9 protein-coding genes are annotated in these 12419 nt (G+C 49.6%); 6 read left to right on the top strand and 3 right to left on the bottom strand.

Annotated elements, in window-relative coordinates; translation table 11 throughout:
• The first annotated feature begins 244 nt into the window (after positions 1–244).
• Positions 245–889: a GNAT family N-acetyltransferase gene (locus tag BUE76_RS00995; protein ID WP_245798259.1), complete on the top strand. Its 645-nt coding sequence runs from the start codon at positions 245–247 to the stop codon at positions 887–889.
• Between the two features lie 199 nt (positions 890–1088).
• On the opposite strand, the gene cphA is transcribed toward BUE76_RS00995, so the two are convergent.
• The gene (cphA, locus tag BUE76_RS00990; RefSeq protein WP_073039283.1) at positions 1089–3710 is read right to left on the bottom strand and encodes a cyanophycin synthetase; all 2622 of its coding nucleotides are present in this window, start codon (positions 3708–3710) and stop codon (positions 1089–1091) included.
• Between the two features lie 122 nt (positions 3711–3832).
• Positions 3833–5968 (bottom strand): family 1 glycosylhydrolase, encoded by a 2136-nt coding sequence (locus BUE76_RS00985; protein WP_073039281.1) that lies wholly within the window; start codon positions 5966–5968, stop codon positions 3833–3835.
• Between the two features lie 803 nt (positions 5969–6771).
• Between BUE76_RS00985 and BUE76_RS00975 the strand changes: the two genes are divergently transcribed.
• From BUE76_RS00975 to BUE76_RS00955, 5 genes are all read left to right on the top strand, one after another.
• Entirely contained in the window at positions 6772–7638 is an 867-nt protein-coding gene (locus BUE76_RS00975; RefSeq protein WP_073039277.1) for a cyanophycinase, read from the top strand.
• A gap of 6 nt (positions 7639–7644) precedes the next feature.
• The gene (locus BUE76_RS00970) at positions 7645–8118 is read left to right on the top strand and encodes a BON domain-containing protein (protein ID WP_073039275.1); all 474 of its coding nucleotides are present in this window, start codon (positions 7645–7647) and stop codon (positions 8116–8118) included.
• A 200-nt stretch (positions 8119–8318) separates the two neighbouring features.
• Positions 8319–9449 carry an SDR family oxidoreductase gene (locus BUE76_RS00965; protein ID WP_216820601.1) on the top strand — a complete coding sequence of 377 codons (1131 nt, stop codon included), beginning with the start codon at positions 8319–8321 and terminating at the stop codon, positions 9447–9449.
• Positions 9450–9955: 506 nt separating this feature from the next.
• A complete protein-coding gene (locus tag BUE76_RS00960) occupies positions 9956–10363 on the top strand; it encodes a hypothetical protein (RefSeq protein WP_073039272.1) in 408 nt (135 codons plus the stop codon).
• 348 nt (positions 10364–10711) lie between these two features.
• Entirely contained in the window at positions 10712–11050 is a 339-nt protein-coding gene (locus BUE76_RS00955) for a hypothetical protein (protein WP_073039270.1), read from the top strand.
• 379 nt (positions 11051–11429) lie between these two features.
• Here BUE76_RS00955 and BUE76_RS00950 read toward each other — a convergent pair whose 3' ends face one another.
• On the bottom strand, positions 11430–12284 hold the full coding sequence (locus BUE76_RS00950; protein WP_245798258.1) for a winged helix-turn-helix domain-containing protein: 855 nt from the start codon (positions 12282–12284) through the stop codon (positions 11430–11432).
• Positions 12285–12419: the final 135 nt, after the last annotated feature.

The raw sequence follows: 12419 nt of genomic DNA, 5'->3' as shown, positions 1-12419 counted from the left end.
ATGCCGCAGCCGCTTTTTTATCCACCCTTTTCATCCGGTGATTCTTGATCCTGCCTGTATGCCCTTGTTGATGAAAACTGCATCCCTGGATTCTATAAAGAAGCTTTCGGTAAATAGGTTAGCCTGATTTTCGTAGGGTACTATGTTGTACTTGCAGCAGGAAATGCAAGCCATTGTTTGCATTTATAATGGGAGCATTTTAAAGAACAGCAATTACTTGCTGGTGCAGGTTTAACGCACTGGAATGAGCTGCTTCTGCAATAACTATTTGTTTTTTCCTGCTGTATCATTCTTTACTGTTGTCCTTAATTCGGGTGTTACCCACAAGTTTTTTTCGCGTATGATTGAGCTGGCTTATTTCACCCAGGAAGATTTCGACTTGCTGATCCAGTGGATCACAGATGAAGCGGTGCTGCAAAACTGGACAGGTTCGCTGTTTTCTTTTCCGCTTACCCACAAAAAGCTGGAGTGGTACATAAGGGATGCCAACGATATACAGCAGTCGGATGTGTTTATCTACAAGGCTGTTGATACGGAACGCGGGGCAACGGTGGGCCATATTTCCCTGGGCAGTATCAGTAAGAAGAACAGGTCGGCACGGATCAGCCGGGTGCTGGTAGGCAATACCGCTGAAAGAGGGAGGGGCTATTGTACGGGTATGATCCAGGCGTTGTTGCGCATAGGTTTTAAAGACCTGCAACTGCACCGCATTTCTTTGGGTGTGTATACCACCAATACAAGCGCCATCAGGTGCTACGAGCGATGCGGGTTTGTAACGGAAGGTATTTCCCGTGATGTGCTCCGGTATGGTGACGAATACTGGAGCCTGATGGAGATGAGCATCCTGGAAGATGAATGGCGGCAGATGGCGCAACGAATGGCTGCCTGATGCCGATTTGTTTTATATAGCAACAAGAACCGGTATGCCTGTTGGCTGCTGTTGCATCATTCCATACAGTATGTTCTTCACATCAAATGGTTGCAAAACTGTTGGATAGAAACCACGGAGATAAGGGAGTACCTGGCTGCACCGACTGTTCGGTTCATCCTGGTGTTGTCCCTCTCTCCATGGTTCTTTCACCCTGGCGCTAGGCGAGCGCCTTTTCTTTATCCACCTTCAGGTAATATTCCAGCAGGTGCGAAACCTCCGCTACCTTATCGGTGAGCAATACGATCAGGGAGCCATCGATGGCATGGTGGATGGCATGATCCACAGCCTCTGTTTCATCAGGTATAAAGCTGACAGCTATGTCCGGGTTGATGGCATGAATGCCCTGCAAAAGCAACCTGTTGAGCTCATCGACGCTCCTGCCCCGCAGGTCCTTGTCCTGCCGGATGATGATGCGGTCGAAGATGCGGGCTGCTTCCCCTGCAAACTCCATGATGTCCTCGTCCCTGCGGTCGCCCACACCGGCAATAACACCTGTACGCACCGTTGCCGGGAGTGCCTGTACTGCCTGGCCCAGCGCACGGAGGGCGTGCGGGTTGTGGGCATAGTCGGACAGCACCGTGAAGTGTTCGAACCGGAACAGGTTCATGCGGCCCGGCGTGGTTTCGCTGGAAGCAGTGAAGCTGCGCAGGGTTTGCGCTATTGCAGACAGCGGAATACGGTTGGTGTAAGCAGCAAGGGTTGCTGCCAGCACGTTGTAGCTGTTGAATTGGGCAATGCCGCCAAAGGTGATGGGTATGTTGTTCAATTCCTCAACAGGTATCAGGTTCCGTTCCCGTCGCAACATCACGTAACCATCTTCAATGAATGCTGCCAGCCCGCCCTGTTCGCAATGCTGTTCGATCCGCGCACTTTCGGGGTACAGGGAAAAGAGTGCGATCTTACATTGTAATTCATCCTTCATGGCATATACCAGGTCGTCGTCGGCATTGAGGATGGCATAGCCGTTTTCCATTACCGTTTGCGGTACTACCGACTTCACCTTTGCCAGTTGTTCAACGGTATCGATGCCGCCCATGCCCAGGTGATCGGCGGCTACGTTGGTAACAATGGCGCAGTCGCACTTGTCAAATGCCAGGCCTGCCCGCAGGAGTCCGCCCCTGGCACATTCCAGTACGGCAAACTCAACGGAAGTATCCTTCAGCAGGAGCCTTGCCGAATGCGGGCCCGAGGAGTCGCCTTCGTTGATCAGGGTGCCGTCGATATAAATGCCATCGGTAGTAGTATAGCCAGTGGTATAGCCTGCATCCTGCACCATGCGGGCAAGGAGCCTTGTTGTGGTGGTCTTGCCATTGGTGCCCGTGATGGCCGTGATGGGAATGCGCCCGTTGCCTTCAGGAAAGAGCATGTCCACAATGCTTTTGGACACATTGCGGGGTTGCCCGAAAGAAGGCTGGAGGTGCATGCGCAGACCAGGCGCTGCGTTCACTTCAATGACGGCTCCGCCCGTTTTTTTGATAGGGCTCGCCAGGTCCCAGGCTATAATATCGATGCCACAAATGTCCAGCCCGATGATTCTTGCTATTCGCTCAAACAGCTTGATGTTCTCCGGGTGCACGTTGTCGGTAACATCGGTTGCCGTGCCGCCGGTGCTCAGGTTGGCCGTGGTTTTCAGGTACAGCACATGGTCTTTTGGCAACACCGTGTCGAGCGTATAATTCTTCTTTGCCAGTATCTCCCGTGTCACGTCATCCACCTGTATGGCGGTGAGCACCTTCTCGTGGCCCATGCCCCTGCGCGGATCGCGGTTGACCATGGCAATGAGCTCGCCGATAGAATCCCTTCCGTTGCCCGTTACTGCTGCCGGTGTGCGGAGGGCGGCAGCCACAAACTTGTAATCCACCACCAGCACCCTGAAATCATGGCCGCTGATATAGCGTTCAACGATCACATGGTTCGAATACTCCTGTGCCCGCAGGAAAGCGGTGGTTACATCGGGCCAGCTGTTGATATTGATTGTTGCGCCTTTGCCCTGGTTGCCATCGAGTGGTTTTACCACCAGTGGAAAGCCTACTTCCTTGATGGCTTCTTTTAGTTGGTCCACGCGGTTGATGATCACCCCTGAAGGCACCGGCACATAGGCTTCTTTCAACACCTTCTTGGTGAGGTCCTTGTCTCCGGCAGTTTCCACTGCAGTATAGCCGGTATCATTGGTGAGGGCTGCCTCCACTCTTTTCTGCCGGGCGCCATAACCCAGTTGCACATACGATGAATAGTTGAGGCGGATAAACGGAATATCTCTCTTTACCGCTTCGTCAACAATCGACTGCGTGGTAGGTCCCAGTTTGTAGCGGTGGTACAGCCTTTTGATCTCTTCGATGTCTTCCTTTAGCGATATGTCCACGCCGTTCACCAGGGCTTCTGTCACCTTTACCGCGGCATTTGCGGTGTAGACGGCTTCGTCTTCCTCGCAATACGAAAACACCACGTGGTACAGGCCTTCCTTACCCGCACTGCGGGTGCGGCCAAAACGGGTACAGAGGCCTGCCAGCTCCTGCAGCTCGATGGCAATATGTTCCACCAGGTGCGCCAGTGATGTGCCTTCCTGCACCATCTTGAAAATACCACCGGGTTCCCCGGCCACACAGGAGTGGTTGTACAGGGTAGGCATCAGCCGTTTCAGCCGGTCGAAAAAACCAGGGATATCGGTGGTCAGCGTTGTCTTGTGTGCTTCCAGGTCGATCAGCATCTGAACCAGCTTATGCTTGCTCACCGACCAGTAATTCGGACCCTTTAATATTTTAAGTTCCGCGATGTTCATTTGACTGTTTCCTCTTTGGTTATTTTGAAAAAAGCAGGCTGTGTGTTGTCCTTGCAACACCCATGTTTGATGCAGTGGACTTACTGTAAACGGTCGTACAGTAGGCTATTCTGTGTTCGCTTTTACCCAACCATTTTGCCTGAATGATACAGGTGATCCTGTGCTTCGAGATACTGCTCCAGTGCAGCAGCAAGCGAGGGCAGGCGAACGCCTTGCTCCGTGATCGATGCGGAATGGAATAAAGCCCTTGTATCCTTTTGTTCCGGCTGCTGCAACAGGCTGCAAACCAGGTTTTCATCCAGGCCGGCCATCAGGGCAATCCTGCGTGCAAAGGCAGCCATACTGGTTGTTTCCCCATTGTTTACCGGGTAAATGCCTTGTGCACCGTCCAGCAACAGGTCGATACAGGCATGTACCAGGTGGGGAATATAGGTGGGAGCAAGCAACTGTTCGGCAGGCACCGCAATGGGTTGCGCCGAACGCAGCCGGTTCAGCCAGGAGGTCACATAGTTGTGTTGATCCCATGGCCCAAACAAACCGGTGGAACGGATGATGAGTGCCGATTCGTTTTGCTGCAGCACCAGTTTTTCATGCTTAACCTGTTTGCCTTCGGAGGCCACCGCATCGGTTGAAAAGAACAGGTAGGGTATGTGCTGCCCGCCGCATATCGCTGCCAGCACCGCAGGCCCGAAATGGCTTGCAGGCATGGTGCCGGCCGCCCTGGCTGTACAGGCATCATCCGTGGCATCGATCAAACCCCAGGGATGGATTTCCCTGAGTAGCTGTTCCATCTTATCCTGATCGGTCCTGTCCATGTCTGCGGTATCCAGGAGCAGGTGATGAATATTCCTTTCAACGCAGATCTTTTCAAAAGCTTGTCTCAGCGCCGTTTCCCTGCCCAATACCAGCAGGGGCCGGCATGTTTTGGGTGCCTGCTTGCGCCGCATGCGCACAACCTTTGCCGGCGTGCCATAGCGATGCCTGTTTTCCCTTTGCCACCATCCTTCATGTTCCAGCACGGGATGGTAGTACACCTGGTGTTGGGTGAGCTCCTGGAGCAGCCGGGTAAGTGCCGTCGGTTTCGGGCAACCCGAGCTGAGGTTGAACACACCCGGCTCGTAATCGCCGCAGGGTTTTGTTACCAGGCAGTTCCAGCCATAAAGGCCAAAGATGGCCCATGCCGTGATGGCACGGATGTCGACGCCTTCTGCTTTCACCTTGTTGGCCGTTTGCCACATGGTATGAAACCAGCGCATCTGGTCTTCGCGGGTACTGTGCAGGTGACATTCCGTAATGGCAATGGGTAGCTGCAGGTGTGCCCATGCTTCTTTCAGCAACAGTGCGGGGCCGTTGGGTTCGTGCAGGTGCACTTTCACGGTTTCTATATCGGCATACCTGTGGCGATAGTTGCCGCCATGGTACTGCTCCGGGTATTTCGAAAGGTCTTCGTCGAGGTAGCGCTCGGAAGTGATGTAATAGTTGAAGCCGGCGATATGCGGCACACAGGAATGTGCTTTGAAGAATTGCAGTTCTTCGGCTGTAATACCCGCTTTCAGGAGCCAGGGCCACATGAAGTGCTGTTCATCCACGCGTCCACAAAGCAAGTCATAACTCAGCCAGCGGCGCTGGTTTTCAAATTCGGCCTGGTATTGCAGCAGTGGTGTGCTGTAACATTTGCCAAGGTCTTCGGTCTGTACCAGTTTAGCATCGGGGTTGACCTGCCGGATCACTTCCATGGCCATGATGGTGGCCTTGCACTCGCTCAGCAGCACCTTGTAAAAAGTATAATCCGACTGGCCATGCGGGTACCAATGTCCATACAATCCACAGAAGCGGGCCGTGGTAAGGGGCTCGTTTACGGGTGTATAGTATTCCAGCCAGGGAAATTGGGTGGCCACCTCTTTTGCATATGCGGCCAGCCCCTGCTCAAAACTGCCATCAAAGAAGTTGACATGCCGCGGTCCGCTGCCATGGTGTACCAGGCCTGCAATGGGCTCGATGCCCGAAGCCTTCATATGTACCAGCACGCCTTCGGCAAAAGACCAGTTGATGACCTGCCCTGCTATAGGCTGGTGCCGTTCCCACAACACCGGGTAGCGCAGCATGTTTACCCCCAACGATGCCACGAGGTCGATGTCTGCTTTGCCCCGGTTATAATGTCCTGCATACTCCGACTGGTCGAAATAATCTTCCTGTACTCTGTTGATGGTGCATTCCATGCCGCCCCATATTTCAATGGCACTGTTCCTGTTCATCATCGGATCTTTGGTTACACAATTCCCTGTTTATCGGGCAATACCTTTTCGTTCACCTTGTCAGGTGTACATACGCTATTCAAATCTTTGCTGGTAAAAAGACCTTTGTTCGGTAATAAAACAACAGGAGCGAAGTGTGCCTGTTTTAAATGGATACCAGATCTGTTCACGCTTTATGGATATAAGAGCATGCCATTTTTCAACAAGCTGGCGGCACCCTTAGTTGGGGGTAAATAAGGCAGTGCTGCCTTTGGTTGCAGCGGGCAACGAGGTAGGGATTGCACATGTACAACAGCAATTCAGCAGTGGGCAACAGTTGCGTAACAGCTTTTGCAGGTTATGCACACTCGTAAATATCTTGCTGGTAAATGTGCAGGTATTGGGTTTGTGGAAACACGGCACAAAATAAAAGCGGCTTTTAAATTCCGGCAATCCGGGACTTAAGTATACCTATTGCCGGAACAGTGATGGGAGCAAAGGACAGGTACAGCATGCTTTGGCTTATACATGCCGCCGTGCCCAATATCCAATTTTATGGGGATTGATTCCAAGGCGTACTGCCAATAATAGGATGATAATCAAACCGGCATTGTGCCTGATACTGCAAACTGGTATGCTATTTCGGGTATAATACTTTGTGGTGGCCATCAAACAGGCGGTAACCAAGATAATGGCAGTAGGTAAATTTTACCTGCTTGATGCCGCCCACCAAACTGCAACAGGCTTGTTGTAAATCGAGGTGTTTTGACAGCATTCAAAAATTGGTAAACTGTTCTTTGCACTGGCAGGAATAAAATATTTTTCAAATGAAACAGCACAAGGGGTATTTAGTTTCCATTGGCGGAGCAGAAGACAAAAGTGAACAGCAGTCGGAGGATAAGGAAAACAGCCTTGATTTTTTGGAAAGCGGCATCCTGAAAAATGTGGTGGAGCTGATGCAGGGCAAGGAGCCTTCCATAGAAGTGATCACCACAGCCACGGCACGCCCTGACGAATCGTTCCGGAATTATAAGGAAGCATTTGAGCAGCTGGGTTGTGTGCATGTGGGCCACCTCGACCTGCGCGACCGGGAAGCGGCCAATGAAGAAGCCGTAATGGAGAGGATCAGAAACTGCAATGGCGTGATGTTCTCGGGCGGCGACCAGGCAAGGCTGAGCGCAGTGCTGGGTGGCAGCCTGCTGTGCCGTACGCTAAAGCAACGGTACCAGCAGGAGCACTTTGTCATTGCGGGTACCTCGGCGGGGGCGGCAGCCATGAGCGCCGCCATGATGAACGGGGGCAGCACCGAAAAGGCCAACCTCAAAGGCGAGATCGACCTGAGCATCGGCTTTGGTTTTATTTCCGATGTGATCATTGATACCCATTTCGATGCAAGGGGGCGTTTTGCACGGCTGGTGCAGGCGGTGGCAGCACAGCCCGGCCTGCTGGGCATCGGGCTGGGAGAGGATACCGGCGTGGTGGTGGAAAAAGGCAGCATGCTGCGGGCCATCGGCTCCAGCAGTGTCACCATCATCGATGGCACCAAGGCGCAGTACAACAATATTGCGGACATCAAACCCGGTGCGCCCATTTCCATCGGCATGCTGGGGGTTTACCAGCTGGCACATTCCGACTGCTTCGACCTGGTAAACAGAACGTTTATTCCCGTGGGGTTTGCAGCACATCAAAACTGATTACACATGAAAACAAGGAATACCTCTATCCTGTGGGCAGTGCTTGGTACAATGGGTGCCGCGGGATGTGGCTTATTGATGAAGGATTCGGATATCAAGCAGATGCTGGTGAGTGGATCCAAAACCGAAGCTGCTTTCGCCGGCGTTAACTATAGCATAGAGGACGGTGTGGTGACGCTGATGGGCAGCGTTCCCTCCGATAAGGAACGGGGCAAGGTAGAGGAGCGGGTAAAGCATACCTCGGGCGTGAAGGAGGTAGTCAATCACCTTACTGTAAGCCCCGTGGTGCTTGACGGCGATTTTCCTTTGAAGCAGTCGGTAGACAGTGTGCTCACCCGGTACCCGATGGTTGTGGCCAATGTAGAAGACAGCGTGGTTGTGGTAAGCGGCACTGCCAAAGAAGATGACCTGCAGCAACTGGCAGAAGGGCTAACCGGCCTTAATCCCAAAGGGCTGGAAATGCAGGTAGGTACGGAATAGGCCGGTTTCGGAAAGGTGCATCAGTTTTTTCACTTGCGGTTCAAAACACAAGCACCAGGCAATATACATCGCCTGAACCTGTTGTTGTAAAGCGTAATTGCACTTTCAATCCTGCTAAGGAATAGCATTGCTATCGTAAATGTTTGTCGTGCCGGCGCATGTCGCCAATCCGTTTGCCTATAAAACATTCCGCCTGATACATGCAAGCCAGTTGGGGTGGTGGCGTGGAAGTTGCACCAACACCCGAAATCCTTTTTATGAAGCAAATAGCCCTCGTTGTTGGCGCAAGTGGTATTGTTGGCAGTAACTTAAGCCAGGAACTTATCTCCAATGGTTGGGCTACTTATGGACTGGCGCGCAGACCAAAGACGGATATACAGGGCTTGCAGCCTGTAGCCGCAGATTTGCTCGATCCTGCAAACCTTACAAATGTACTTGCCCGGATCAATCCTACCCATGTGTTTATTACCAGCTGGATGCGCAACGAAACAGAAGCTGAAAACATCAGGGTTAACGGTGCAATGGTGCGCAACCTGCTTAACGTTTTGTCGCCAAAGGGTTCATTGCAGCACATTGCGCTTGTAACGGGACTCAAACATTACCTTGGGCCTTTTGATGCTTATGCAAAGGAAGGCTTTCTGCCTGTAACACCCCTTAGTGAAGAACAGCCCCGCCTTGACCTCGAGAATTTTTATTATGCGCAGGAGGATGAAGTATACGCAGCCGCTGCACGTGATGGATGCTCCTGGTCTGTTCACCGGCCCCATACCATAATTGGTAAGGCAACCGGCAACCAGATGAATATGGGTACCACGCTTGCCGTTTATGCCACCATCTGCAAAGAGAAAGGTTTGCCTTTTCGCTGGCCTGGGTCAGCGGCACAATGGAATGGGTTATCCGATGTAACCGATGCAAGGGTATTGGCTAAACACCTGCTTTGGGCTGCAACAACAAAAGCGGCGCACAATGAGGCATTCAATGTTGTAAATGGCGACTATTTCCGCTGGAAAGATTTGTGGCCCAAACTGGCATCTTTTTTTGGCGTTGCATGGATCGGTTACGAGGGAGCAATCAAGCCTTTGGAAGCTGAGTTGTCCAGGTATGGTGCCATATGGGCTGACATTGCTGGCAAGTACAACCTTGCAGAAACAGATTTGAATCAGCTTGCCTCGGCGTGGCATACCGATCTTGACCTGGGCCGACCAATAGAGGTAATGACAGACATGTCTAAAAGCCGGAAATTTGGATTTTTGGAATACCAGAAAACGGAGGATTCATTTTATGACCTGTTCAAACAATTGCGGAAGGACAGGCTGATACCTGGGTTTTAGTGGCTTTGGAAAATCCTTGCATTTTGCGGGTGCGTGTTTCAATAATCAGGCTTGCAAAGGATCATTTCCAACCCTGCCTGCTTGCCGGGAAGAAAGCGCATGCCTGTGCAGGTGATACTTCAAGCAACCAGATGCCGGGTAGGTGTGCGAAAAGGCGGAAGCATCCACAACCTGCGCCACAATCTTGCTGCGCATTTACCGGGCCTGGCACAGATACCCGGTACCTACAGGCTTAAAAAGGCTACCCTCATCTAAAGACAACTATGCGATGAATCCCTATAAGCCAGTCATCCGGAGCCCACTGAACAAAATGAACTGGTACGAAGTTGCGCTTTTGGAGTATCACCGGGTAGTTTTGGCGTTGCGTTTTTACAGTATCAGATATTGAAAAACGCAATTGCAAATATTTGTGAGACAAAAACTTGGGTTTAAATTGAGCAAGAAATTGTCAGTTGATAATTTCGGATAACAGACGTTAGCGGTGAACAGCGCCTCTCATATTAGAAATGAAAAGAGCATTACACTATTTCTATTATAAGCTTTACTACTTCGGTGTAGCAATTTCTGACGATGTATTAAATGAATGGAAGCCACTCGTGACCATCTTGACATTAGAAATTCTCATCCTTGCTCAATTCCTTTGTTGGTATTCTTTACTGACAAAACGAATTGTGGATGTATCCAATCCTTTTTTGACCTTTCTGCCGATAGTCGCTTTGTTAGGCATCGGCAACTACAGGTTTTTCCTTCATGCGAACAAATGGAAGCAATTTCGGGGCTCATTTCGGCAGTTTGACAATGGGAAAAAAGGTGTAGGGTCAATTAAGGTTGCGCTTGTGATTTTAGCAATCGTGGCCGGAGTAATTATATCGTTTTACAATTTTGCGCAAATCGATTGGAAAAGGTATAGATAACTAATAGCACCGCTAACAAAGTTTTGCTGCAATGGTGGCGACAGAACAAGTTTTGATCGTCAGCAATTCTATTTTACATTAGTGGAAACGTGAAGCTGCGGAGCAATGAATTCCACCACTGACAGCAACACATTCAACGTTGTACGCAATCTTACTAAGAGTCACTATGGATTGGCAACAAATTTTTACTTCAAGTCAAGTTCCGATTTTCTTATTGGCAATTTCATATTTTGTAAAGAGACACTATGATTTGAAGTCAAAGAAAGTTGAAGTCAATCATTCTTTTTTCAGCAAAATAAAATAAATGCTATAAGTGGCTTTTTTGCTAATTATGCCAAGGTCGACCACATGTGGCACAAGTTGTCAGTTTTTGAAGTCGTTGAACGTAAAATTCCAGTAAAGGAAATGGATGAATTCATTTGGCCTCCGCTAAATGACTTAAGAAAATCAGCATTGGAACTGAAGATTTATTTAAAACCTGAAGAACACAGATATTTTCAAAAGGTGCTCGACAATTTTTTAGAAGTAAATGCAAACCTTAGCAAAAACTATTTCGACTACGCCAAGGAGAAGACCATTATTCATAAATCAAACAACTTTTCCTTTTTTCTTGAAAATATAAAGAAGGAGAATGAGAAGCTCATAAATGAATTAAATGAGATGATAAGAAAATCATTTAATAATTAACCACTTGGTGCTGCGTACAACATCGGTGGCTGTTGCACAACTTGGTGGGAAGGGAAACATGGACGTTTTTAAAATTTTAAGGCCTTTAAGATTTGCATAAACATCTGCTAAAAATCTTTTGCTATCCAATAAACAATTCTCAAAGGTTGAAAATAAAAAGATATAGGTTGGCGCGGCATGGAAGTGAGTTGTGCAACAGCCACATCGGCTTGCCGCAATGCGGGCTGACGAACATGGGCTCGTCTGCAGGATTTCTGCTGGACTGTAGTATCTTGGCTGAACTAAACAACTCCGGTGCCCCGCACTGCGGCAAGCCGTTGAACGTTGTAGCAACTATAAAAACAAACCGCTTGCGTAAATTAAATGCTACTAGCATTAATTAGGAATCAGAATATGCTTTCGAGCTAATTTGGAGCCTATATCCCTTGCCGCGTAAGACAACAATCTTGACATTCGGATCAGGTTCCAGTTTTTTTCTAAGTTTTGATATGAACATGTCCAAACTGCGGCCTACGATAACACCTTCATCTTCCCAGATTTCTTTCTGCAACCGGCTTCGCTCTATGGCCTCGTTCGGAGCCAACGCGAACATGCGTAGTACACGGGCTTCCGTTTTGGTCAAGTCTATGGCCTTTTCATCGATCATGAGCTTACGCGTATCCGCGTCGAACAACATCGACCCCAACGTAAACATACTGGTAGTCGGATTCTGAATTCCGGTAGGGTGATCATCGGTTGTGGCAGGCGCATCTTCGGGTACAACACTTCGCGGTTTAGCAGTTCTCATAAAAATATAACCCAAAACTGCTACTAAAGCCATGCCGCCCAGCAGATACCTATCCCTTGCCGTATTTATTTCCGCAGATTGAAACTTAATGCTTAGTAGATAACACGCTTTTGGCTGCACCCTGCCCAAGCAGGCTATAATGTCATCTTTTTTATTTCCGGAGATAGCAAATCCATAGGCTACGCTGGAATCCCCACAATTCAGTACGTTAACAACATAATCACTTGCCAGCCGGTCCTTGGCTAGCAAACGCTGGGTAGTATGCACCAGCGAGTCAGGGTGAAAAGTAAACGCATGCTCAAAACTGATCTGGTATTCATCCCCTCCGGTCTTTTTTACTGGGAGTACCCGTGATACATTGTCGCCCGACTGAAGGAGTATTTCATGTCCAATTTTGCGGAGCAAAACCTCCCTTCTGGCAAAATCAAGGTCATCACCGCCGGTCATACTGAAAGCCACGCAGATTATAGCGATTATTGTAAGTAGTAATAATCCGCCCAGGTACTTTCGTTTGACATGCAACGGATTTCTGCTAACAAGCATAATGTCAAGATATTATTTACAAAGTTTACACTAATAATT

Origin of the sequence: Cnuella takakiae, assembly GCF_001953305.1 — a bacterium.
Classification (GTDB): domain Bacteria; phylum Bacteroidota; class Bacteroidia; order Chitinophagales; family Chitinophagaceae; genus Flavisolibacter; species Flavisolibacter takakiae.
This window is presented reverse-complemented; position numbering and strand designations above follow the sequence as displayed.

Coding starts and splice junctions, on each gene's coding strand:
- BUE76_RS00995 (WP_245798259.1), top strand. CDS start 245: ATGAGCTGCTTCTGCAATAACTATTTGTTTTTTCCTGCTGTATCATTC.
- BUE76_RS00960 (WP_073039272.1), top strand. CDS start 9,956: ATGAAAAGAGCATTACACTATTTCTATTATAAGCTTTACTACTTCGGT.
- cphA (WP_073039283.1), bottom strand. CDS start 3,710: ATGAACATCGCGGAACTTAAAATATTAAAGGGTCCGAATTACTGGTCG.
- BUE76_RS00955 (WP_073039270.1), top strand. CDS start 10,712: ATGTGGCACAAGTTGTCAGTTTTTGAAGTCGTTGAACGTAAAATTCCA.
- BUE76_RS00950 (WP_245798258.1), bottom strand. CDS start 12,284: ATGACCGGCGGTGATGACCTTGATTTTGCCAGAAGGGAGGTTTTGCTC.
- BUE76_RS00975 (WP_073039277.1), top strand. CDS start 6,772: ATGAAACAGCACAAGGGGTATTTAGTTTCCATTGGCGGAGCAGAAGAC.
- BUE76_RS00970 (WP_073039275.1), top strand. CDS start 7,645: ATGAAAACAAGGAATACCTCTATCCTGTGGGCAGTGCTTGGTACAATG.
- BUE76_RS00965 (WP_216820601.1), top strand. CDS start 8,319: ATGCAAGCCAGTTGGGGTGGTGGCGTGGAAGTTGCACCAACACCCGAA.
- BUE76_RS00985 (WP_073039281.1), bottom strand. CDS start 5,968: ATGATGAACAGGAACAGTGCCATTGAAATATGGGGCGGCATGGAATGC.